Source organism: Sporosarcina sp. G11-34, from assembly GCF_026931025.1.
This window is the reverse complement of record NZ_JAHNZW010000020.1, coordinates 1-22084: the sequence shown is the minus strand read 5'-3', so window position 1 is coordinate 22084 and position 22084 is coordinate 1. Positions and strand designations below refer to the sequence as shown.

General features: G+C 35.6%; 38 protein-coding genes and 3 pseudogenes. 30 read left to right on the top strand and 11 right to left on the bottom strand.

The annotated features are described in order from the left end of the window. Positions 1 to 10 precede the first annotated feature (10 nt). The 4 genes from KSU66_RS19485 to KSU66_RS19470 all read right to left on the bottom strand — a co-directional run bounded on the left by KSU66_RS19485 (position 11) and on the right by KSU66_RS19470 (position 2330). Complete coding sequence (locus tag KSU66_RS19485) at positions 11 to 493, bottom strand: DUF6978 family protein (protein WP_269053126.1); 483 nt, start codon at positions 491 to 493, stop codon at positions 11 to 13. A gap of 454 nt (positions 494 to 947) precedes the next feature. Further along, positions 948 to 1193, bottom strand: coding sequence for a hypothetical protein (locus tag KSU66_RS19480; protein ID WP_269053125.1), 246 nt, complete (start codon positions 1191 to 1193; stop codon positions 948 to 950). A 77-nt stretch (positions 1194 to 1270) separates the two neighbouring features. Beyond that, a complete protein-coding gene (locus KSU66_RS19475; protein WP_269053124.1) occupies positions 1271 to 1933 on the bottom strand; it encodes a hypothetical protein in 663 nt (220 codons plus the stop codon). A 220-nt stretch (positions 1934 to 2153) separates the two neighbouring features. Next, positions 2154 to 2330 carry a hypothetical protein gene (locus tag KSU66_RS19470; RefSeq protein ID WP_269053123.1) on the bottom strand — a complete coding sequence of 59 codons (177 nt, stop codon included), beginning with the start codon at positions 2328 to 2330 and terminating at the stop codon, positions 2154 to 2156. Positions 2331 to 2419: 89 nt separating this feature from the next. Between KSU66_RS19470 and KSU66_RS19465 the strand changes: the two genes are divergently transcribed. From KSU66_RS19465 to KSU66_RS19375, 19 genes are all read left to right on the top strand, one after another. Further along, positions 2420 to 2566 carry a Rha family transcriptional regulator gene (locus KSU66_RS19465; RefSeq protein ID WP_269053122.1) on the top strand — a complete coding sequence of 49 codons (147 nt, stop codon included), beginning with the start codon at positions 2420 to 2422 and terminating at the stop codon, positions 2564 to 2566. A 233-nt stretch (positions 2567 to 2799) separates the two neighbouring features. Next, on the top strand, positions 2800 to 2955 hold the full coding sequence (locus KSU66_RS19460) for a hypothetical protein (RefSeq protein ID WP_269053121.1): 156 nt from the start codon (positions 2800 to 2802) through the stop codon (positions 2953 to 2955). An 82-nt stretch (positions 2956 to 3037) separates the two neighbouring features. Further along, positions 3038 to 3235, top strand: coding sequence for an XtrA/YqaO family protein (locus KSU66_RS19455; protein ID WP_329958864.1), 198 nt, complete (start codon positions 3038 to 3040; stop codon positions 3233 to 3235). Beyond that, a complete protein-coding gene (locus tag KSU66_RS19450; protein ID WP_269053120.1) occupies positions 3232 to 3543 on the top strand; it encodes a hypothetical protein in 312 nt (103 codons plus the stop codon). Before KSU66_RS19455 ends, KSU66_RS19450 begins: the two co-directional genes overlap by 4 nt. Before the next feature lie 119 nt (positions 3544 to 3662). Further along, positions 3663 to 3872 (top strand): hypothetical protein, encoded by a 210-nt coding sequence (locus KSU66_RS19445; RefSeq protein ID WP_269053119.1) that lies wholly within the window; start codon positions 3663 to 3665, stop codon positions 3870 to 3872. Continuing rightward, positions 3853 to 4083 carry a hypothetical protein gene (locus KSU66_RS19440; RefSeq protein WP_269053118.1) on the top strand — a complete coding sequence of 77 codons (231 nt, stop codon included), beginning with the start codon at positions 3853 to 3855 and terminating at the stop codon, positions 4081 to 4083. The genes KSU66_RS19445 and KSU66_RS19440 overlap by 20 nt, the downstream gene beginning before the upstream one ends. 311 nt (positions 4084 to 4394) lie before the next feature. Then, the gene (locus tag KSU66_RS19435) at positions 4395 to 4904 is read left to right on the top strand and encodes a hypothetical protein (RefSeq protein WP_269053117.1); all 510 of its coding nucleotides are present in this window, start codon (positions 4395 to 4397) and stop codon (positions 4902 to 4904) included. 279 nt (positions 4905 to 5183) lie between these two features. Then, the gene (locus KSU66_RS19430) at positions 5184 to 5492 is read left to right on the top strand and encodes a hypothetical protein (RefSeq protein WP_269053116.1); all 309 of its coding nucleotides are present in this window, start codon (positions 5184 to 5186) and stop codon (positions 5490 to 5492) included. A 61-nt stretch (positions 5493 to 5553) separates the two neighbouring features. Further along, positions 5554 to 5781: a hypothetical protein gene (locus KSU66_RS21365; protein WP_329958863.1), complete on the top strand. Its 228-nt coding sequence runs from the start codon at positions 5554 to 5556 to the stop codon at positions 5779 to 5781. Between the two features lie 361 nt (positions 5782 to 6142). Then, positions 6143 to 6703 (top strand): DUF5067 domain-containing protein, encoded by a 561-nt coding sequence (locus KSU66_RS19420; RefSeq protein WP_269053115.1) that lies wholly within the window; start codon positions 6143 to 6145, stop codon positions 6701 to 6703. Positions 6704 to 6805: 102 nt separating this feature from the next. After that, positions 6806 to 7027 carry a hypothetical protein gene (locus KSU66_RS19415; protein ID WP_269053114.1) on the top strand — a complete coding sequence of 74 codons (222 nt, stop codon included), beginning with the start codon at positions 6806 to 6808 and terminating at the stop codon, positions 7025 to 7027. Between the two features lie 579 nt (positions 7028 to 7606). After that, entirely contained in the window at positions 7607 to 7807 is a 201-nt protein-coding gene (locus tag KSU66_RS19410) for a hypothetical protein (RefSeq protein ID WP_269053113.1), read from the top strand. Positions 7808 to 8046: 239 nt separating this feature from the next. Beyond that, on the top strand, positions 8047 to 8217 hold the full coding sequence (locus tag KSU66_RS19405; protein WP_269053112.1) for a hypothetical protein: 171 nt from the start codon (positions 8047 to 8049) through the stop codon (positions 8215 to 8217). Next, positions 8201 to 8407: a hypothetical protein gene (locus KSU66_RS19400; RefSeq protein WP_269053111.1), complete on the top strand. Its 207-nt coding sequence runs from the start codon at positions 8201 to 8203 to the stop codon at positions 8405 to 8407. The genes KSU66_RS19405 and KSU66_RS19400 overlap by 17 nt, the downstream gene beginning before the upstream one ends. Before the next feature lie 57 nt (positions 8408 to 8464). After that, positions 8465 to 8764 (top strand): hypothetical protein, encoded by a 300-nt coding sequence (locus KSU66_RS19395; protein ID WP_269053110.1) that lies wholly within the window; start codon positions 8465 to 8467, stop codon positions 8762 to 8764. A 65-nt stretch (positions 8765 to 8829) separates the two neighbouring features. Continuing rightward, the gene (locus tag KSU66_RS19390) at positions 8830 to 9279 is read left to right on the top strand and encodes a hypothetical protein (RefSeq protein WP_269053109.1); all 450 of its coding nucleotides are present in this window, start codon (positions 8830 to 8832) and stop codon (positions 9277 to 9279) included. Between the two features lie 15 nt (positions 9280 to 9294). Further along, entirely contained in the window at positions 9295 to 9555 is a 261-nt protein-coding gene (locus KSU66_RS19385; protein WP_269053108.1) for a phage holin, read from the top strand. A gap of 63 nt (positions 9556 to 9618) precedes the next feature. Then, complete coding sequence (locus KSU66_RS19380) at positions 9619 to 9828, top strand: hypothetical protein (RefSeq protein WP_269053107.1); 210 nt, start codon at positions 9619 to 9621, stop codon at positions 9826 to 9828. Continuing rightward, positions 9829 to 9987: a hypothetical protein gene (locus tag KSU66_RS19375; protein WP_443029011.1), complete on the top strand. Its 159-nt coding sequence runs from the start codon at positions 9829 to 9831 to the stop codon at positions 9985 to 9987. Between the two features lie 133 nt (positions 9988 to 10120). On the opposite strand, the gene KSU66_RS19370 is transcribed toward KSU66_RS19375, so the two are convergent. Both KSU66_RS19370 and KSU66_RS19365 read right to left on the bottom strand, forming a co-directional pair. Next, on the bottom strand, positions 10121 to 10285 hold the full coding sequence (locus tag KSU66_RS19370; protein WP_269053106.1) for a hypothetical protein: 165 nt from the start codon (positions 10283 to 10285) through the stop codon (positions 10121 to 10123). A gap of 85 nt (positions 10286 to 10370) precedes the next feature. Then, entirely contained in the window at positions 10371 to 10550 is a 180-nt protein-coding gene (locus KSU66_RS19365) for a hypothetical protein (RefSeq protein WP_269053105.1), read from the bottom strand. A gap of 510 nt (positions 10551 to 11060) precedes the next feature. Between KSU66_RS19365 and KSU66_RS21490 the strand changes: the two genes are divergently transcribed. The 9 genes and pseudogenes from KSU66_RS21490 to KSU66_RS19325 all read left to right on the top strand — a co-directional run bounded on the left by KSU66_RS21490 (position 11061) and on the right by KSU66_RS19325 (position 16235). Further along, positions 11061 to 11360 carry a hypothetical protein gene (locus tag KSU66_RS21490; RefSeq protein WP_443029010.1) on the top strand — a complete coding sequence of 100 codons (300 nt, stop codon included), beginning with the start codon at positions 11061 to 11063 and terminating at the stop codon, positions 11358 to 11360. A gap of 1 nt (position 11361) precedes the next feature. Further along, positions 11362 to 11742 (top strand): annotated as a pseudogene (gene radC / locus KSU66_RS21485) (RadC family protein); the annotation flags it as partial. Positions 11743 to 12002: 260 nt separating this feature from the next. Continuing rightward, positions 12003 to 12161 carry a hypothetical protein gene (locus tag KSU66_RS19355; protein ID WP_269053104.1) on the top strand — a complete coding sequence of 53 codons (159 nt, stop codon included), beginning with the start codon at positions 12003 to 12005 and terminating at the stop codon, positions 12159 to 12161. Positions 12162 to 12521: 360 nt separating this feature from the next. Beyond that, complete coding sequence (locus KSU66_RS19350; protein WP_269053103.1) at positions 12522 to 13598, top strand: dCTP deaminase domain-containing protein; 1077 nt, start codon at positions 12522 to 12524, stop codon at positions 13596 to 13598. Further along, positions 13595 to 14032: a dUTP diphosphatase gene (dut, locus tag KSU66_RS19345; RefSeq protein WP_269053102.1), complete on the top strand. Its 438-nt coding sequence runs from the start codon at positions 13595 to 13597 to the stop codon at positions 14030 to 14032. Before KSU66_RS19350 ends, dut begins: the two co-directional genes overlap by 4 nt. Before the next feature lie 104 nt (positions 14033 to 14136). Beyond that, on the top strand, positions 14137 to 14571 hold the full coding sequence (locus KSU66_RS19340; RefSeq protein ID WP_269053101.1) for a type I restriction endonuclease subunit R, EcoR124 family: 435 nt from the start codon (positions 14137 to 14139) through the stop codon (positions 14569 to 14571). A gap of 147 nt (positions 14572 to 14718) precedes the next feature. Further along, the gene (locus KSU66_RS19335) at positions 14719 to 14868 is read left to right on the top strand and encodes a hypothetical protein (protein WP_269053100.1); all 150 of its coding nucleotides are present in this window, start codon (positions 14719 to 14721) and stop codon (positions 14866 to 14868) included. 18 nt (positions 14869 to 14886) lie between these two features. After that, positions 14887 to 15108, top strand: a complete 222-nt coding sequence (locus tag KSU66_RS19330) for a hypothetical protein (RefSeq protein ID WP_269053099.1) — start codon at positions 14887 to 14889, stop codon at positions 15106 to 15108. Positions 15109 to 15380: 272 nt separating this feature from the next. After that, entirely contained in the window at positions 15381 to 16235 is an 855-nt protein-coding gene (locus KSU66_RS19325) for a tyrosine-type recombinase/integrase (protein WP_269053098.1), read from the top strand. Between the two features lie 258 nt (positions 16236 to 16493). Here KSU66_RS19325 and KSU66_RS19320 read toward each other — a convergent pair whose 3' ends face one another. The 3 genes from KSU66_RS19320 to KSU66_RS19310 all read right to left on the bottom strand — a co-directional run bounded on the left by KSU66_RS19320 (position 16494) and on the right by KSU66_RS19310 (position 18611). Continuing rightward, positions 16494 to 17246: a Cthe_2314 family HEPN domain-containing protein gene (locus tag KSU66_RS19320; RefSeq protein WP_269053097.1), complete on the bottom strand. Its 753-nt coding sequence runs from the start codon at positions 17244 to 17246 to the stop codon at positions 16494 to 16496. A 257-nt stretch (positions 17247 to 17503) separates the two neighbouring features. Then, complete coding sequence (locus KSU66_RS19315; RefSeq protein WP_269053096.1) at positions 17504 to 18139, bottom strand: DUF2971 domain-containing protein; 636 nt, start codon at positions 18137 to 18139, stop codon at positions 17504 to 17506. A 70-nt stretch (positions 18140 to 18209) separates the two neighbouring features. Then, positions 18210 to 18611 carry a hypothetical protein gene (locus KSU66_RS19310; protein ID WP_269053095.1) on the bottom strand — a complete coding sequence of 134 codons (402 nt, stop codon included), beginning with the start codon at positions 18609 to 18611 and terminating at the stop codon, positions 18210 to 18212. A 445-nt stretch (positions 18612 to 19056) separates the two neighbouring features. Here KSU66_RS19310 and KSU66_RS21480 point away from each other — a divergent pair. After that, positions 19057 to 19140, top strand: a pseudogene (locus KSU66_RS21480) (IS6 family transposase); the annotation flags it as partial. Positions 19141 to 19518: 378 nt separating this feature from the next. Here KSU66_RS21480 and KSU66_RS19305 read toward each other — a convergent pair. Beyond that, on the bottom strand, positions 19519 to 19878 hold the full coding sequence (locus KSU66_RS19305) for a hypothetical protein (protein ID WP_269053094.1): 360 nt from the start codon (positions 19876 to 19878) through the stop codon (positions 19519 to 19521). Positions 19879 to 20339: 461 nt separating this feature from the next. Here KSU66_RS19305 and KSU66_RS19300 point away from each other — a divergent pair, with 461 nt between their 5' ends. Further along, positions 20340 to 21038 (top strand): hypothetical protein, encoded by a 699-nt coding sequence (locus KSU66_RS19300; RefSeq protein WP_269053093.1) that lies wholly within the window; start codon positions 20340 to 20342, stop codon positions 21036 to 21038. An 813-nt stretch (positions 21039 to 21851) separates the two neighbouring features. Here the strand turns inward: KSU66_RS19300 and KSU66_RS19295 are convergent. After that, positions 21852 to 22084 (bottom strand): annotated as a pseudogene (locus tag KSU66_RS19295) (sodium:calcium antiporter); the annotation flags it as partial.

Genomic DNA, 22084 nt, shown 5'->3' with positions numbered 1-22084 from the left:
TCCTTTCATCTCAAATAAGTTCTGTTTGATACTTATATTCAATATCTTCAATGTTGCCAACATTGCAACGTTTTAAAAACCCTTTCATAATAAGAACCAAATCGTCGAGCTGAACATCGTTCAAATACATTTTAGCATATTCTTCGTTTAAAGGATATGCGATTGAGTCACCATATTCAGGATGCGCAATATGAATATGAGGGCAAGAAATAACTTCGCCAGAGTAAGGAAATGGACCTTCGGGATTAGGGTGATCGGGACCTAGTATATCTAATCTTAATAATGGTTTATCCTTATTTCTTTGATCACGGAGTTGTAATGTAAATTTAGGTTTTTTTCTCCCCCTACGATTTATATCTACAATGAAGGAAAAGTTGCTACTCTTTAAGTCCAAATTATCATATAATCCTTTTTCGGGAAGATGAAAATCGGAACCTTCGTACACTAACATTTTAAAGCAATTAATTAACTCATTAATCGTGTTTAGATTCATTCAGTAGGTCTCCTTCTTATGCACTCAATATATCTGTGTCTCGTTTCCGTTTAAAAGAAAAGCCCTGGGAAGGGAGGAATAAAATTTATTCAACAGCTATTAATTTAACTGTTGACCGGGTATCTACCGGGTATCTATTGTAGCTCCGTCTTCGACAGAGAATATATATTCCATTTCTCTCTTTGGTCCTAATATCGTATTCACTTGCGATCTTCCGTTTGAGTCTTTCACGAAAAAGTTGCTTCCTCTACCGACTGGTGCTGCCTTGTAACGACCTGACGGAACATCATCGCCTACGTAATACATCCCGGCACTAAGTGAGATTGGTTCTTCTTCTTTTTCCTTAATGCGTTTAGCAATAGATTCAAGTTCTGTGTTTTTTAATGAAATGTCTACTTCAAGTGTATCTAAATCAGATTTCTTGGATGCTATTTCCTTATCATGTTTACTAATGTCATCTAATAAACTTTCTTTTTTTTGATGCTTTCAATGCTTCATCAAAATCTTCTTGATGTTTGCTAATTTCGCTTAATATCGCCTCTTTATCTTTGTCTAACGAATTTATTTCAGAAGCTTTCTTTTTGACTTCCAAGACGAGTTCATCGTATGTAACTTTTTCGTTCTTCAACGGAATTTTAGCGCCTGTATATCCTATGCCGTAACCGATACCCAAAACGAAAAGTATTCCTACTGCAAACAAGATCCATTATGATTTAAGAATTTTCATAAAAAGTTTTGGTTCGGCTTCACTTTTACTTTTCATAGCAATTCCCCCAATTATTCTTTTGATAATTCTTCGATTTTATTTTCCAAAGCCATTATTTCCACGGCTTGTATATCATCATCTATGTCATCTTTCATTAGAAAGAATAAGACGTCTTGATACCTATCAATCGCTTTCTTTTTATTGCCTTTAAATTCTTCTTTTTCTGCCTTAATTAACAGGTCTTCATATTCTGTTTGGTGTATGTATTTAATGATACTTACGCTTAATTCTTTGCTGGTATATTCGTATTCGTCTTGAAATTGTTTAAGCGTCAATAAGGCCTTATTTGCATTATTAATTTTCGTGGTAGCGGTCTTTGCAAGATGTGCTTTATCCATTGACTTCTGAGTTTGCAGCAATGCTTCTTCTTCAATAGCTTCAACCCGTTTAGCTCTTACTTCATGCAAAATTTCTTGAGGTGGTGTAGATAGAACTTTTATACCCTTTGAATAATAATCCTTATCTAATGTTTGAAGATGTGTCTCGATTATATCTAATCTACCAATTTTAGTTTTAAAGTTCTTTGTACTTTCCACAAGATCATTAGATTCTTTAATGATACGAACCAATTGATTAACAACCATCGAAACAGAAGGTGCGCAGATTTTACAAAGACCATCATTTGAAACCGTTAAAAAGAACCCCTTATTATTACAATAACTACATTGAGCCATTCGATTCCTCTCCTCGCATTTAATTCTTATACTTTCATATCAACAAATATTCCGCAAATTATTGAGGTGCGAAACCCCATTTAGCGTCATATTTGCATCTTCTAGTTCATAAATAGCATTGTCCAGTAGCAGCACAAAACATTGTTTTAAAAGAATTGGAAGGAGCAATCAATAGTAGAAATCCTGCCACAGTTGCAGCTATGGCAGAAATCCTCAAAATTTAAAAGTCTGCTTTGACCAGTTCGGTGTATATAATTCTTAGGTCATTTGCAACTTGTTCGGCTGTTAAAGTTTCAGGACCAATATCTGTACGACCTACAGATGTGCGCACTTTTGAATTGTGATCGTACATTGCATTTAAAGCTTCGACAGCTAGTTCAGCAAATTTAGAATTCAATATCTTCACCCCCTCAAGGTCACTATTCGACACAGAGAGACAGAATACCTACTAAAAGGAGGAAAACAATAATTGACCAACTAGTGATCATGCAAGACAGACAAGCGGTAACTAGTTCAGTAAACATCGCCACTACTTTTGACAAGCAGCATGGACATGTATTATGGGACATTCGGAACTTGCAAAAAGATGTATCCAATTTTGGAAAGATGTTTTCAGAATCAATGACTCTTTGAACAAGCTGAAGAGGGGAAGGGGCAGGAGTAGGAAAACGCATTCTTGAGTAGAGTTGGAGATTTGAAAATCAATAGATTATAGGACCAACTCGAAAAATCAAAATACTCGTAAAATTGGACAAGGTAGCACACGCGGTCAAGTTTGATTTGCAAATGATGTTTAAGGGGGATGAAAAGTAATACACACCGTACTCAATCTGGTTGATATTAATTGGGCATGGAGTGACCAAGATTTGTGGTCGTGCAGGGCAAATTGGAATGAAGGGGCAAGTGTTGAAGCGATAGCCACTAAATTGAAAAAGCCGTCGTTGGATGTCGCTTTGCTTGTGGTAGATCAGGCGGAGGTAGGGGAGGTTAAACAGCGGTTGGATGGATTGTACGGGGCTTGATGAAAATTGTTTTTGAATAAGAAAATAGACGGGATTCCTCCCGTCCTTCGGCAAGGATAGTATAAGACGAGGAGGGTGCCTGGTGAATAAGGACATTACAATAAATCAAGATGCATTAATGCTAGAAATAGGTATAATAGACTTACCTGCAAACTGTGTGGTAGTTATTTCGGACGGCATAGCGAAAGTTAGAGAGCTTCCGGAGCACGGTGAGTATCGGATTGTGACGCATCAAGAGAAAATTAAGCGGATGCGGAGGGAAGAGGGGGAAGAGTTTTGATAGCAGAAAGCAAAACGATACCAATGAGTGATGTATTAGATATTTGGGTGTTGTTGTTTATATTTATTACATTCGTGTTTGTCTCAGCGGTTCTACTAAAAAACAAACACGTAGCAGGTTTGCAAAATATATTTAAAATTGTATTTTCTGTCATAGCAATATTTTTGCTTGTGTTTCTAGATTACAATACTGTGGAGCAGAGGTTTTATATCGGAATACCTTCACACATAACATTGATACAAACGGTTTTAGTACCACTTTTATTTCTAGATATAGTTTCATCATTGCAAGATATGTTTATAGATTAATTAATAAATAAAATACAAATAGTTCTACCAGCCAACTGGAGGACAATGATTGATTACAGCATTGCGCTGTGTCATTTGTTGACCTCTTTTTGTATTTCAAAATAAAAGGAGGAAAAACAATGGTTAATGCATTTAGAGTTATTTTATTGGTTATTATCTCCATTTCGTTTATCGGTATCGTTGGAGAAAAGATAAAACTTTACAAAAAAATGCTGGTGACTTTTCTAGGTGGTCTTGCTGCATTCATCGTGAGTGTGTTGCGTTCTAATCAATCACTAGGGTTGTTAGATGAAAATTGGAGGGGATTTCATGTTGAATTGGGCAGATAGATTAATACATGAATATACGGACGGGCGACAGGAATTAAGGAAGCGTGCGGATCAATTAGACAGGGATAACTCAATTGATATGAACGACTTGAAACAGGTTAACGGCATGATAGAGAGCACAACGCTTAGCCTTGAATGGATGATCACAGGGAAGCAACGAGGAACGTTCCGAAGGGGGAGAAAAGGCGGTTTATCAGTGTCGTTCGTATGAAAATATTGACTTGATTCCGGATATACTTGCTTCTTTTTTGTTGTGAAATAGGAAATGAGTTAGAGTAAGTAAGAGTATGGTTCAACAATCCATACGTAGAGCCAAAAAGAAGATTAAAGAGCTGATGGGAAATAAACCTATGTTATACGCATGATATACGATGACTATATAGATAAGGGGAACCATTAAAGGAAAGGTGTGCACGAGTATACACCACCTCCAACAGCCCCGATACATAACGAGTGATGAATAACGATACATAGAGGGTTTTCACCTTTCATGGCGAATGATGTCGTTAGGGGTGAGTGCAGATGAATGAAATATGGGCCGCAATACTAACAAGTACCGTAGTCACAGCAATAATTAATATTGGTTGGAAGTTTTATGAAAATAAAACTTCATTCAATAACGCCAAGTATATGCAAATTAGTAACTATTACCGCGAGTCAAGCGGTAAGGAAATGCACAGTATACTAGAATCTTGGTCAGAGATGTTGCTATTGATGGATGAACCTGGAGTGAAAGAAAGGATGGAAGATGAAGCATATCTGAAAAATTTGATAAACAATACATTCTTATATTCTTCGCCAGAAACATGCAAACGATTAGCGGTTTTTCAACAATACAATTATACAGAACTAACTAGAGGGGATAATAACCCCATTCAAATATTAGTTTTAACCGCTGGAATAATTGTCTCATTGAAACACGATTTTACTGGTGAATGGGTCAGTATTGAAGAAGTGTTAAAGATAAAAATAAATGATTTTAATGTACATGAAGATAATGTATTAAAACAAATCAAAGGTTATAAGTACTGATAATAAGAGATGCTCCTGGCCTAAAGTAGATGCTTTTTCTATGCCCGATTTACCGAAGTGTAGAGGGTTTTCACCTTTCTTGGCGAAATGTGTCAGAGGGAGGTGTGTGAAATCGATACTAAGGATATTATAACTGTATTAATTGCGATTACCGCATTATTTTTATCTGTCTTTAATTTTTTTAAAGATAAGAGAAAGTCGAAGAACAATTTTTTAAGATTAGTTGTTATTGTTAAATCTTTAAAAAGAGAATTTTCATCACTACACTTTAACCACGGGATGTTGAATTTTATCCCTGGTTCGGAAACAGAGAAGGTGTACCAAACTGCTTTCACTGAAAAGAGTACGATAATCGATAAAAAACTTTCAATCATTTATGAACTTCTGATGGAGAATCACATTATTTCTGAAAAAGATATTACCGAGGTTTTAGAAAACCTAAACATTATAGAGGAGGAACTCTTCGAATTAATGAATTATGAAATTAAGGATCGAAATGATATGGAGATAGCGAAAGGCTTTATTAATCCTACCTATCATTGTATTGAAGCAGTCGAAAGAATAATAACGGAATATGAAGGGAAGTAAAGCGTCTCTTCGGAGGTGCTTTTTCTATGCCTAAATATAATGGAGGTGGTGGTGATGCGATGTGCCGAATTGGAATAAGATTCGTGAAGAATGGGAAACAACGAAGATAACATTTAAAACATTAGCTGAAAAACATGATGTAAAAGAAGGTACTTTAAAGAGTCGAAGAAGTCGTGGAGTTAGCATGATCATGGAGCAACAATCCATATGTAGAGCCAAAAAGAAGATTGACAACAGGCTGAAAAAGTCTCCTTTATATACGGATGATATAAGAAGTCTGCATTTATGAAGTGGAGAATTAAAAGAGGGGATGCGTTCGAACGTCAATGCCCCTTCAACAGCAGCATACATACGAGTAATGCTTTAGTTATTAGACCTCTTACGAGGTTAAGTACTTAAGAGAATAAAGCAACTGGTGGAGCCGTTAGACGCTCTATTGGGCGCTTTTTATTCGTTGAAAACTATACGTCATACAGTCATAAAATAATCGAGGGCTAGTAGGTAGCAGCTACTTTAATGATTTATCGAGTGTAGCAGGCAGACGTTAGCTAACAGTAGGGCTTGATATGGCGTGGAGTTTTGAGTGTGTAAAGCATTATAAAGAGGGTTTTCACCTTTCATGGCGAATGATGTCAATGGAGGGGATAAAATTGAAAAAACTATTATCAGTATTTTTATTCTCATTTGTTCTTGTGCTATCAGCTTGTGGTAGTGATAAGCCGGAAGCGAAGAGAGAGCCAAAACAGGATGAAATAAAGAAAGATGAGCCTGTCAAGAAAGCGAAAGAGAAAGAGAGCGATATTTATTTCGACGGTAAAGTAGCACAAATTGAAATGTTAAAAGTTGAAATCAAAGAAACTAAGGTAATACCAGTCGGTGAAGAGGGTAACGAATACGGTGACAAACCGGTATTCGCGATTTGGTATGATGCAACAAATTTAAGTGGCGAAGACATTGATCCAATAACAGCTTGGCTTGCTATTTTTACGGCAATACAAGACAATGACCCTAATATGGTTAACGAGTTGGGAGTTGGATCGTCACCGGACGAAGCGCATCTAGATACGCAATCGAATACTATAAAAAAAGATGGTACAGTGGAAAATTCTATAGCTTATGAATTAGATGATTTAGAAACTCCAGTAACACTTGTTGCGACGCAAGGGATGCTTGGAGATAAAATCGGTGAAGAAAACTACGAAATAAAATAAGATTACAAGCATCCTTTGAGGTGCTTTTTCTATATCCAAAATTACCAAAGTATAGAGGGTTTTCATTTTTTTGGCGAATGGCGTCATATGGAGGTGAGGAATTTGGAACTAACTTTATTAGATGAAAGGACAACGAACAGTGAAGGTTATGGCGCAGGTAGCGGAGAAATATTTCGCGAAGAATATGCGTGTCCTTGCGGAAAAAGTATTGTTGTATATGAGAAAGACGCTATACCTGGTTTTAGAGATAAGAGCACTAGTTGCGAGTGTGAAGAATGCAACAAAAAATATGATTTTAGTAGAGGTGCGGCGATAGAAAAGTAATTTTATAAAATTAACATCTAGCACTCATTGAGGTGCTTTTTGTATGTCATAAAATGCAACTAGCAATAAGGAGAGGATGCGTGCGAGCGAAAGAACCCCTTTAACAGCCCCAAACATACGAGTGATAAATAACGCAATGCAAAACTTAATCAGTTATAAAGAGGTGACCCACACATCTATGAACTATCGTTTGAATAGTGAGTCAACTCCTGCATCATAGTATAAAAGATATAGGGGGGAATATAACGGTGTTTAACTTAGTTTTTATTGTAACGATTATGTTAGGAATTGCATCATTATTCTTATTGGTAAAGAAAAAAATACGGACGCAAACCATTGATTATAACTTCTGTATCATTTGTCGTAGCGTTGGCAATCATTATTCCTTTAGGTAATTTACCAGCTAACTATTTTGATCCAGACAAAATGACAGAAGACTAAGTTGATGAATGGTATGAGGAAAACATTTCGGCTCAAGAGGAAACAGTAACTAATGATTATGTTGAAAAGGATATACCTGAAGAAACATTAGCTGAACCAATTGTAACTAAATCAGAAACAAATCAAATTAACGAGGGTATGACATATGATGAGGTCATTGCAATCATCGGAGAAGAAGGAACATTAAACGGCGAAACAAGAACAAAGTACAGCGTTCTCACTTCTCACATGTGGAAGAATGATACAGGCGGTTATGCACTCATTCATTTTAATGATGAGAACACTGGAACACCTATAGTATATAGCTTTATGTTTGTTGATATACCTGATGAAGAATAGAAGTCACTCGATATGAGGAGATGGTTGTATGAAAGAATATAGAACAAGTTCCGACTATTTAAGAGAAGGAAAGCCACAACAGAAGCCAGGTTATTATTCAAGTAATAATGTTGTAGCAACGATTCAATGTCCACATTGTAATAGATATTCAAACTCAAAGACACTTACTTAATTGAATAACAAACTAAAGTCTGCACCCAATTGGGTGTAGGATTTTTGTTATGTAAAAACAAAAATCTATGGCTGCGGATATAAAAAAATCAAGCGGAAACACACCAATCATCATGAATGTAACGATTGAAACGTATGGCATTACAAATGTTAATGCTGCTAAAAAAGTTGGGATATTCGACGACTGGCATGTCGTCGAAGTCAAAAGGGAGGAAAATAAAGATGGCAATATCAATTAAAGTAACAACGCATAGTGGAGATGAAGATATCCTAACTGTGGATGAATTCAATCCAGTGGAAATAAATGATCAGTTAAATGACAATGAGCCCCAATCAATTTTAATCGCTGATCAAATATATTCACGCATCAATGTTAAAAATATAAAACCTGTTGTGGAGCCGTCTGACATGGAACCGAAAGTGGAGTAAAGAAGGTCTTTTTCTTTTCATGTAGAATATCATTAACAATGAAAAGGGGAGATGCTATTGGCATTAGAAGTAGATTTCAAAAAAACGAACGAACGTTTACTTGAAATCGCAATAAATGAAAAGGTAGAAGTTGGGGCGTTTGAAGTCACGGACGAAATAGAACGAGCGCAGGTAATGTTGCTTTTCGAATTAGTAGTAACACCTTACTTCTCCAACAACGAAAACAAAAAATCAATCAAAGAGTTTTCTGAAAAAGCGAAAAGGGTATTCACATCAAATTATGGGATGTTTAGCTTGTCTAGTGCGTACTCTAGTTTGGTTGAAGACTTCGAAGAGTTATTAAAAGAAATAAAATGAAAAATTGTTAATCAAGAACGTCCACTGGGCGTTCTTTTTGTTTTCAAAAAATAAGGAGGCGCACAATGGTTCCGTTTGAAGAACGTGTAGAATCGCATGAAGAACGACTAAACAAGCAAGAGGAAAGGCTCAATCAGCACGGCAAGCGCCTTGAACGACACGCTGAACAACTCAAAGAAGATAATGAGGATATTCAAACCTTAAAAGAACGTGATAAATATAAACATGTGCGCTTTTTTGATGTCGAAAAAAAATTATGCAAGAATATAAAACACAGAATAAAAAGAAAGCAAAGAAACGCGTGCCACGATGAGGGAGCAGACAAAAAGCTATTCAACATTGTCGAGCAAGCAATGGGCTACCAAGAGTCACGAACTACCCAATCATATGAACTACGAATGGCCAAACTTAATACTTGGTCTACGGTATTCCTGAAAGTTAGCGCGGGGCTTGTCGGATTATTAAGTTCGGGTGGCTCTATTTATTACATTATTGTCGAGCATGTTATTAAATAAAAGGAAGAAATTTAAATGACGAATAGACAAACTCAAAACGCACCAATTGATAGATGGATGATTGCACGCGCAGTCGTCCTTTTTATTGCGCTTTTTAATCAAATGTTGGTGATGTCAGGACTGTCATCTTTGCCTTTTGATGATGGGGCAATCGAGAGTGCGGTAACTATCACCTTAACGGTATCAGCGGCATTGTGGGCTTGGTGGAAAGACAATGATGTGACTTATAAAGCGCGTCGTAGGAATAAATTTAATAAAGACAAGGGCTTGAAGTAACGAGAGTGACGAGTAAATCGTTGCTCTTTTTTAATATAAAAAAATAGAGGGAGATTGATAGATATGAAAATCAATGACGAGGTAAAAATTAAAGATAATAATAAAGTGAAGAATGATCCACACCTGGAAGACCGCGCTTTAATAATCATTGCTGAAAACAACTATAAAGGTGTCATTACAAAAATTGTCGATGGCATTCATTTTGTTGGATTTAAAAATGACTTGGTTTGGGTTACGCAAGGATTTAAAACAAATGAAATTGAGGTGGTATAAATGGTTAAAGTCACGATTAAAAACCTTCCGTCAAATAACAACTTGACTTCTTTTCACGTTGCGGCAGGAAGTACGGGGTTGTTATGGGATTACCTCTTAATCGTAACGGTTGGCACGCAGGCGATGGCGGCAACGGATACGGCAACCGCAATACTATAGGCGTCTAAATTTGTTATTCAAAATTTGGTGGCCCCTTGTATCTTGCCATCTGACTAATAAAAAAACACCCAGCATAAACAAAAGACGCCACTCGTGAGAATTTAATCACATTGGGTGGCGCCTTTTTTATTTGCTACTCTCCCAAGTATTTCCGCTTTACGTAAATCCAAGCGATATTTGTCCTGTCGATAAGTGTTGATACGGTATCTATTTCGTCTGCTTTTTGATTAATATCGTTCATGATTTTCCTAAAACTACTTTCTGCTTCTGCTTTATTATCAAATGCACCTAACGCCATTATTACACCCATAATAAAAAGTATTTCAGTTTGTTGATTATAGTTGGAGCGAATCATATCAACCATGTTTACTAAACTACCAGTATTATTTTTTAATGTCCTCTAAAAATTCTAACTGTTTTTCTTCTTGGTCAATTTGAGCTACTTCCATCTTCCGTAATAAAGTTGCTTCATGCTTAACCTTTAAAACTTCTGCAATATCCACTAAATCATTCTGACTAAAATTGTCACGCTTCATTTTCTTCCAAAGATCTGGTTGTGACATGTTTAATAGATTAACTTGCCATTTCTATACTGTTAAATACGAAGGAAGGTTATGTGGGCTCAACCATTCGAACATTTAGACGAACTTATCAAAAATACGAGAGGATAGACGAATTATATTCTAATCGGTTAGCAGCGGGTTTAAAACGAGTGCTGGACGTGTTGCACCGCTAGTCGATTGTATATCTAAGTGTATATTGCATGTTTCTTATCGAAAAATAGTGCTGAAATAGCATCGGGTCCAGGGAAAGAGGAAAACTGAATATCAACTTTGATATTGATTTGGATGGCAAATCTAACATATGGATTGTTATTAATGGATACTGTCGGCTCAAGTAATGTAATCAGGAGGGGGTCTGTGTATGTGAGTATTGATGTAAGACGTAAAGCAATCAAACTCACGCTAACCTGTGTAAACTGGGATCGACTGCTTTATTTCCAAGCTGTTCATTGGAATACATGAATACTCATAATATCAAATGAAGTTAGCCCTCCACCGGGTGTTAGCTTTGTGTGGGGGGGCTATAAAAATGATAACAAAAAATATATTACATCTGCTTGTGAAGCAGTCGCAACATACGATGCAATCGGTTCTGAAGCGGTCATAGAGCTACAAGACATTCTTGCTTTCTTAATCGGGCCATCTTCAACACCTGAATTTACAGGTCGTTTAGCAGGCCATGGGTTAAGGACTTTGGTAGAAATGACTGTTTCTGAATTGGAAGAGGAAGGCATGACACATAATGAAGCTTTGAAAGTTCATTCGGGCATGCTCCTTGCTAAGAAGGTACGGAACGTTGGAAAAGAATGAAACGCGTTATACAATCAGATCCCCAGAGGATGCAGCGTCGTATATGATGGCAGAAATGACATCACTAACGCAGGAGCATTTCGTGGTCTTGTACCTAAATGTGAAGAATGAAGTGCTTCATAAAAAGACCATTTTCATTGGTTCGCTAAATTTCTCGATAGTACATCCGAGGGAGGTGTACAAAGAAGCTGTGAAACATAGTGCTGCTTCTATAATTTGTCTTCACAACCACCCCAGCGGCACAGTTGATGCTTCACCTGAGGATATAAATCTTACGAAGAGATTGGCTGAGGCAGGTAGTGTGATGGGGGTGGAGCTGATTGATCATGTGATTATCGGGGATCATCACTTTATTAGCTTAATAGAAAAAGGTTATATCTGAAACCCAAGACAGTGGGTTCATGTATTTATACTAACTGTCTTTTTTTGATTAGAAATTTCAATGGGTGATTTGAATTAAGTATCGATATGAAAAGTGCTATGTCCTGTTTCGATTGGATGTTAGCCCTAGGGTTCCATTATCGTAATTCTGGATAAGGTAAGGCACTGAATCGTTGGTTACGGGCAAGAATTAACTGTTCTGGAATAATACTGTTTTGACATGAAAGCATGGAATGGACCGGTTGTGGGGGGAAGAGAAGTATGAAGAAAGCATTTAGACCATTAATAACAAGAGGGATTAGAGGTTTGATCGATGAGGATAAAAATACTTCAAAAGCATTGACTTCAATGTTCCGCATTGCAAGCGAGGTTTACGATCAAAGCTATTTTATCGCGTTCAACAAGGAATGGAAAAGGTAGTCATAACTGATGGTAATGAAAGCATCTTTGGTGAATTGGAATTAATGGAACTAAGCATAACTGGAAATGTTTGATTAGTAACCGATGACTATGGGGATTACTTACATAAGTTAGCACAGAAAATGTTGAAGAAAAATACGCGAAGTGCTTATCGCCGTGGTTGGTTATAAAGCATAGTGGGGTTTGCCAAGTTGATTGGCCACATCACTGAACAAGTCAAAATTTTGATCCGTTTAACATTTTGTTAGGTGGGTCTTTTTTCATGTAAAGATATGGGTAACATATTATCATGCAATATGCTAATATTGGAATCAGTGACAATAAAAAATGGTAATCCATTTATGAAAGGTAGAATCCAATATGAGTGAAGCTGTTGTAAAAGAAGAGTTAACATCAGGATTACTATCTGATACCGCAATAAAGGAATGCATTAAAAAAGAAGAAATTGTTATCTATCCCTTTGAAGATAATAATTTAACTCCCATTGGATATAATTTGACAGCTTCTGATTTTATCTTATCTGTTAACAATCAGCTACTAGTCAATATTCATATAGAGGATTCAGAAAAATTTTGTTATGTAGAACCAAATGACACAGTATTAATAATTACTAAAGAAGCGGTCAGGGTATCTGAAACTATTGCAGGTACCTTCCTTTCAAGAGTTAGCGTAGTATCTAGAGGGTTTGGTCATGTATCGACTATCCTATACCCTTCTTGGCAAGGACCATTACTTATTTCTTTAAACAATCCAACAAATAGGAAGATTAAATTAACATTGGGAAATTCAATCGAAGTAAAAGACAAGGAAAAGGCTAATACAAATATAAGTGAGTCGAAGCAAATCGATGAATCTTCGGTTGTTAAAGAAGTTATAGACAAAGATAAAGTATATGTAGATCGCGCATTTGTTACTTTGGTGTTTAATCGAATAGTTGATAAACCTAGCCATATTCATGTCAAACCTTCAGGAAGGTTTGACATTTTACAGGAATTAGTGAGTAGTCCACCCAAAAGGAAAAGCTGGTTCTCGTTGCATCATAGAAAAACCCAATATGAAAAACTGGAAGAAATGATTAGCCAAATTGGTTCACTCAGTTTTATTAAATCAGATTCAAACGATTTATTATCAAAAAAGGAATTTGAAGATAATTATATCATTTTTTCGAATACGCTAAAGTTTTATACAGAAGGTGCTCGTAAAGTAACAAAAAATATCATTAGCAAAAAAAGAAATTGGAATAATTTGAAGAAAGTATATTGGGGATTATCGTTGTTAGTGCTGTTTGCAGTAATATCTTTCGCTATTTGGAAAATAACGAAAGGTGCAAGCGATGAGAGTGCCGGTTTGTTAGCATTTTTCACCTTGCTCGTAGCCATAATACAAATACCTAATGCATTAAAAGGTTTAATAACGGAAAGGAAAGTTTTGAAATGAAAGAAATATTAAAGATGAAAAAATTGATTGATGATGCCAAGATCCCACAATATGCTCATGATGGAGATGCTGGAATGGATTTATACTCTATTGAGGAAAAAACAATAAATCCTGGAGAGACTGTTCTGATTAAGACTGGTATTCAGATAGAGCTTCCAAAAAATACAGAAGCACAAATAAGACCGAGAAGCGGTTTGGCATTAAAGCATTCAATTACTGTATTAAATACTCCAGGTACTATTGATGAAGGATATCGAGGGGAAGTTGGAGTGATTCTCATTAATCATGGTAAGCAATCATTTTCTGTTGAAAAGTACATGAGAATTGCTCAAATGGTAATTAAACCAGTCCTAAGAGTTGATGTAATTGAGGTTGAAGAATTATCATTTACCGTAAGATCGCAAGGTGGATTTGGGTCAACAGGTACCAAGTAACATTCCTCTAAAAAAAGTGGCAGTCTTTTGGTAGGATTGTGGCAGATTGATTGTTAACTGGATACGATTCAAAGCTACTCAATACGCTTTATGTTGATCGTTATTTGAAATTACAATGTTTGATTCAAGCGTATTATAGAACGAATCGTGTCTATGGATCAAATAAAGAACTTGGAACGATTATTAATTTCCAATATCCAATAATTACTGAAGAAATGGTAAATATCGCGCTAAAACTCTATGGCAGCGGTGGAACGAGTAGCAAAGCGATTGTAGAGCCTTACGCCACTTCAGTAGAAAAGTTTAAGCTTTCACTTATAGATATGATAAACACTTTACCTGATCCAACAAATTGGCAATCTATTGAACCGTTTGAAGAGGAAAAGAAAGTGTTCATCCAAGCGTATAAAGCAGCTGCAGAAAAATTTAACTTAGTTGAACAGTATTATGAGTATGTGTGGGATGACACGGCATTTGGAATGGATGAACGTATATGGTTTCATTACATTGGTGCTTACCGTAACCTTGTCTTTGAATAAGGGGACGATACACCTGTACCAACAACACCAACGTTATTAGGAAAAACGAAACTTTCTGGTACGCAAGTCATTGATGCAAATCATATCCTGAACTTAATCGACTCTAAAACGACTTCAAATAACGGTAAACAAACCGTTGATACAGAAATGCTTCGTATCATCTATCAACAAATTGAAGAATTAAGTAACCTTGGTGAATATGAACAAGCCAAATTACTAAAAGAATTTGTGGTGGAAGAATTAGAGGCAGGCCATATTTCGGGTAATATTCATTTTGACCAAGTGTTTGAAAATTGAAAAAGCAATAAGAAGCAAGTGCTGATTTACGAAGTTGCCAACGAGTGGGGAATACATGGTAAGGTACTTGAAAAGTCTGTTGATGTTAATTCAATCACTTCACCAGAAGACATTCCGTTCATTGATGACTTGACTAGTAGTCTAGATTTCTCATCTGCAACAAAAAAGCAAGGGGTTAATAAATTCATGCATGACTTCACATTAACACCATATTTCACGAAAAACTGTTCCGCAGATTAAAGCGAAGTTTTAAATTATGAAAAGAAGTATAAATAAATGTCATTTGTCTTAATTCAAAGAGTTCCATTTTGTCATATACATCATTTCACCTTGGATACTGCTTTAATCTATCTAAACGCTCACTAAAAAAACTGTGAGCGTTTTATTTCGCAACATAATATAAATTATGTTGTAATTTTGCGTTTTATTATATATGATTAAGTCTATAATGCAACATAGTTTATAATTTGTTATTGAAAACAAATACAACATAATTTACAGGGGGCAATATTATGATAAAAGCTTTCCAGGTATATTTAAATTCAAGTGACCTAAGTGAAAATACCATCAAAGGATACACTCAAACCGTTAAGGGATATATAAAATGGTTCGATGAATCAAAAGGTGTTTCATTCACAAAGTTGCACCGGGAGAATATGCGAGAATATATATCCTATCTCAAAGTAATTCAAACAGTCGGAGCTAAAACGATTAACACGAAATTGAGTGGCTTGGTAAAATTTAATGAGTATTTAATTCACGATAACAAACAGTCTAATCTAGTTATTGAAAAAAGTGATTTTGTTAAAGTTCAGCAACAATATGCATCCCTTGCAAAAGTTGAATTCCAGGATGCGGAAAAATTTCGTCAGTTAGTGTTGGATAGCGGGAAAGCAAGAAATTATGCAATCGTAACAGTATTAGCCTATGGTGGATTACGAATTTCAGAAACACTCAATCTAAAAGTGACTGATATTAACTTAGTATCCCGTGAAATACTTATTGTAGATGGGAAAGGTGATAAATCTAGAACCGTTTTTATGGGAGAGAAAGTGAAGATTGCCTTACAGTCTTGGCTGCGTGAGAGAAAAGAGAAGGGGATTGAATGCGAAATTCTTTTTCCGAGCAATAGGAATAGGAGGTTAGATCGTACTGTTGTGAATAGGATGTTTAATACTTATTCAACTAGGATTGGGAAAGATATTACTCCACATGATCTTCGTCATTTCTTTTGTTCAAATGCAATTGAGAAAGGCATGAGTATTCATGAAGTGGCAAATCAAGCTGGACATTCAAATATTCATACGACGATGTTATATACGAACCCTACAAAAAAAGAAATGCTGGAGAAAATGAATCTCCTTTAATAATGAATCTATAATTGGAGAGGTTTATGCGACAACTAGTGTAACACAGGGGGGTATGTTATTAATAAACCCTTAGATGAAGATGTCATTGTAGAATTAGGTGATATTAAAGATACCGCAAAAGATTTACGTTTGGTAGGAGTTGATAAACAACTACAATTTGAAATAATATTCAAAGAAGCAGAAAAAGTAGCTGAAAATTCGAGAGAATTATTATATACAAAAATGGCAGCCACTTAATTGTGACTACCGTTTTTATTATTTTATTTTATTCCGAATTTCATCTGTAATTTCTACAAGTAGATCAATACTTTCGTGAATTACATTTAAAAATTCTGTAGAAGTTGTATAATTCCCCACCGAAAGAGTTCTAACTGCTGTGCCGTCAGGTTGTTTTTCTTTTATCTCGATACCCGAATCAACTTGGTTTGGTCGGAAGTTATGAACAATGTTATTTCTATGCTCATTCATTTTTTTGAATTTTACATTTTGAGGTAAAGCTTTCAGATAGTCGAATAAGTTTTTGTCGACGGTTTCAAGTTTATTTAAAACATTTCTTCTAAAACTTAGTTTTGGTTCTACTGTCAAATCGAATTTTACATTTATTAAATGGTATACAGCGTCAATTAAACTTTCGGCTCTAGTATAAAAACTTTCCATATAAAATCCAAACCAGTATAAATTAGCTCTATGCTCTTCTTTAAAATGGGGAAAGTATTGTATGGTTACTCCGTTTTGCTCTGATGATTTGTACCATTCAACATCGGGTATTCCAGCGTCATAATATGATTTTAATAGAGTATAATTGGTTGTTAAATCAAAAGCTTTATTGTTGAATTCTCTTATCCAATAATTAAGTTCCATACCATTGTTCAAACCGAAAAGATCTAACAAGGTATTTTGAGTATTTGGTATTTCTAGACCTATTTTTTCAAACGCACTTGCTTTTTCTTTGCAAATTTCTATCCAATCTTCTTTAGAAGGGTATTTAGCGTAATCGTATATATCCATGCTAATCATTCCTTTACTTTATGGTATATTACCTATTCGACATATAGTAACATTATCCTGCAAGGTAATAGTAAACTGTGTAAATATTTACTAACGAATGCTGACGTGTTCAGTGGTGTTTGCTTATGTCTATAATATAATGTCAACGTTAATTTTAACCTGCACAAAATTGCGTCGGCCTTTCGACTAAAAGGTTGCAACCTAAATTATCCGAGAAAGAAAAGCCTCGGCCGATAAAACGCTGAAGATTGGTGTTGTTAAAATACCAATGGGCTAATTTGAATTAAAACCATTACTGCTTTCAAATCATCTTCTGAAAGCTTATCAATTAAAAGTCTGTAGGTTGCTTCATTGGGTAGCAAAATAGTTGCTTTTGACAATTCAAAGTGAAATTCATCGGCTGGTAATCTCCATTCACGTTCGTGAGTCCAATCAACAATATTGTCTTTGTCTAACAAGCTAAAATCAACAATCCTCCAATGTTCCTTAAGTGGCAAAATATTTTTTGCATTTGCTTTTTCTTCATAGAAAACGGGTCTGCCACCTTGTTGAAAAATATATGGTTTTGGGAACGCAAGTCCGAAATATGTATAACGGATTTTACCACCAAGATCTTCTTTGTAAGTATTTTCATGGAGAACGTTCTGAACAATACCTGAAATAGGAGCATCTTGAAAACAAACAGTTTTTCTATCACCAGTAATAAAACCTGATTTAGTAGAACTACCGATTAATTTTCGTTCCGTTATAATTTTTACCAATCTGTCTAATGCACTTAAGTTTTCTTTGCCATCATTATTAGTTTCGGCCTTAGTTAAATGATAAACGTATCCGCTTAAATCCGTGCGATATTGTATTCTTTTTCTCCAGTTTTCATAACTATATCCCAACATTCTCACCTCTCCATATTTGTTAGTGAACAGGACAAACAAATTAATAAAAAAGCATCCCGAAGGACGCTATTCAGACAACATATAGTTCGATTTTATCTATGAGTTTTCCTAGGCGTTCCCTGTATTCCAACCTAGTAAATATAAGTTTTTTAGTGAGATAGCTTTCGTCTTGCATTATCTCCTGGATTAATGCCCAAGCTTTGTCTTCCGACTCGATTTCAGTCGATAATTTAAGGATCTTAGCTTTATAAAAGTTGAACAGGTCATTCAGCACTTCCGCATCATCGGAATTTACTCGGATGGAATCATTCAACATCCTCATGCTCAACCTTTTAATCTCACTAAGTTTTGTGTTTTCGATAGTTTTTTTGGTTTCTGTATTTTTAATATTACCATTGTTTATTGGTTTCTCATTTCTTATTGCGGCCTTTGCTTTTTCATTCAGATCGCCGTGTTTATAATGATTATACATCGACTTCGCCTCCTCTATTTACTACTTCGATAAAATAGAACAATTCTCCTGCAAATGAATGAACAAGCTGAGTTTTACGGAAATATCCGTTAAATTACTTTCGACTGAACGAAGCGTTCACCCGACCAAGGGTGAGCAAATAAAAAAAGTATCCCGAAGGACACTTAAATCTAGAAAACTATTTGTTATAGTTTATCGTTGCAATGTTCGCATCTTCCAGTCGACACATCTGTATCTTTTTTACAATGTGGGCAAGGTTCAATATAACTTTTAGTAGCCTTTTTCAACTTTAACACCTCCTTATATACTTATTCGTCGAATAGCAACATTTTCCCTCCTTAAGTAATATAAAATAGAGCACGTTAATTTCAACGGATTCTGGTGCAAAACCTATAGGACATTGTAATCAACCTCTAAAACTTGGACATACAGATACTATTACTCTAAAAAGGGGCAAGCTCATCAAGAGATGAAGTCTGCACAAATTGAAGTTGAATTCATACATAAGTTGTTTAGAATTACTTCCTAATCTATAACTGAATAGGCCATTTAAGTTCCGTGCTTACATCCAATAGTTTTTGCACCAAAACCTGTGAACTTAACCTGAAGTATCCAAATTTTCGAGACTCCAAAATAAAACACCCCTTTAAGAATGTTTGTTTATGTGTATATTTTCGTTCGGTAAGTAGTAAAGAAATGGGTGAACGTTCGATAAGTGACTATATGCTTTTACGAACTGTTTTCAGCTATGTTTTTGTTACTTGGAAGAGCGTGCGTAAAAGTGTACTTTTACGCACGCTTTCAAAAAACAGTTAAAGAGAGTTTTTTTAAATTATTAATGAAAGACTTATTAATTAGTATTTGGTGCTTTTTGAAGTAGTACAATTGTCTTCGTTAAGTGATTGTCCTAATTTGTCCGACGGCTTAATTCCTCCTGAATCATTTCAAGCATGGCGTATCGGAGCTTGCGTTCGTATGGATCAGTTTCGGATTCAGGCTTGGCGAGATAGTCCCTGTTATACTTGATTTCAAGATAGAGGATGTGGGTTGTCTCCATAACGGCATGACGTTTGGACTTCTCTACTTCTGCCTCGATTTTTCCCAACTCATAATCAGCTGGGTCTCGCTGGGCGATTTCATAAAGGATCGCCTTTATTGATTTCGAGTCGGGTGCCGCTTCATTGTTCAGCAGTGTAAACCGCTCATACAACTTCTTATTGGTGAATTTTTTGACCTTGGCTTCACTGTATCTACAAAATAACTTCATAATTTGTCTCCTTTAAGTAAAAGTTAACTTTTTTCGCCATTAAATTAGTTATTATTAAACCAAATAGTATTTGTATCTTGCAAAATAAAGCAGGTACAACATCGTTTGTGAATTAGAAGGGAACTCCCATTTGTAAATCTGTTAATAGATTCACCTTATCATAAGTTACTCGTATACAATAGTGGTCATGATGCCATCGTTTGCCAATTAGAATGTTCCAGTCGTTTCACTTCCACTGATATATGTTTGCCGTTAAAAAAATAGTTAAAACAGAAAGAATTAGAGGGGACGGAATGTTCAGGCGTTGTAAAAAGTTATATATAGAACTTCATTTCCTTTTTATTCATAGTCGTGCACGTTTTAGAACAAAAATATTCACCTTATTTTCTACCTTCAGCTATTTTTATTGATACACTAAATTTTTAATACCTATTAAGAAGTGATACTAAGTAACAGGTGAAATGGGGACTGACGATATGATTGGGAAATATTTAAAGAAACTGTTTTTTAGAGATTATGGACCGTTTGCAACAGATTTTGCAACATCGTTGGGCTATAAAACATGGAAGGAAACTCAAGAAAATACCTATGCCATTTTTTATACTGAAACGGATGCCTTTTGGTTTGTAACGGAACTTACTGACGGCCAATGGGCGGTGTGGAAGGAAGAAGGACATATGCCTCATCCTTTTACTGTGTTTTATACTTGGAATGAGGCAATTAATCATCTTCGAGACTTGTTTGATAAAAGTGCGTTACCAAAAGGTTACTGGATCAAGGAAGCGCCCAAAAAAGAGTTGAGAGATTTAGTTGATAAAGGAACTCAAATTCAAATCCTACTTTATGGGAATGCTTTGGCCTTTGCTTGTGAAACTTTGGGTGTAAAAGATATGAGAACTCGTAAATACTCTGAAGTGTTTACAGTAAGTAATGAGGAGGTATATGAATATATTTCTATTCATGGTCTACCCAAGAGTGAGTCAACGAGAAAAGAAGCGTTGGTTGAAGGCTTCCATTATTACAAGGAAGAAGGCAAATGGCATACCTTTTTTACGGAGAGAGGCCGAACCTTTCACGAAAAGAATTTTGATGACGAGGAGTTAGGCAAAAGATATATCGTTACAACCTTGCTGCAATTAAGTGGTACTGGACTGTATTAGTATTTATTACCGCTGAGCGTAAATGAATGTTGCATTAGTAAGCTTTGTAGATTAAATTTTATCCGAAGTTACTTAAATACGCCTTAAATACGAATGGAGAAAAGAGGCTAATAAAAGCGCATATTTTCTCGATTTAGCCTGAAAAAGCGTACTTTTATGAAGGATTTCTTTTTTATCAACGGGAACTTGCTACAGGCGATAGATCTTGATCACGGCTATTCTTATAACAATCTTATGGGGGGATGTTGGTAACTTGAGGAGTCGGATACTTATGTCGTCTACTTGTGTAAAAGGTGTAGATAGTAGAGATCGAGATATCATTCAAATTATTCAGTGACAAGTTAAGGGAGGAAGATTCTAGTTAATAATTAGAAAAGGATGATTCTTTTGTTCAAGAATCTAAAAAGAATAATATTCATTTTGAAACTTTGGAGATTCCTCCCCTTTTAAAAGAGTTTTTCGTATCAATGGATGTGCAGCTTCATTAAGAAGTACTGGGAGTCTTACTGATACATTTCACTAAATGCGATTTGCTCAAGATGTTGCGGACGAAACCGATTGGTATGTTTACACAACCAAAAGTAGAACGTACTAAGCCATTTTTGAATTTACTTCAATAATCGGAAAGCACTTCCCTTGACACCCAATAGGAGTGGGGAGGGAAGTGCTTTTTCTAATTATTAACTTATTCTTAAAATTAAAGAGTAGTTCTTTAACAAGTGAACTTGTGATGGAAAGCCATAACAAATGATGGTGGCGTTAAACCATTCTGAACAAATTATGGATAAACGCGGATAAATGAATATGTGAATTTTAGTTACGAAGTATGATGTAAACCATGTACACGATATATGAGATAGCAAGGAATATACCTTCTCGCTTGCCAATTGTCATACGCGTCAGGGCAAAAATCAGTACGACAATCGTATAGACAATAAGGATGGTGATGTCTGTAAATAATGAACTGTTGACACTGATTGGTGATATGGTTGCGGATGCCCCAAGCACAAATAAAATATTGAAAATGTTACTACCAATAATATTAC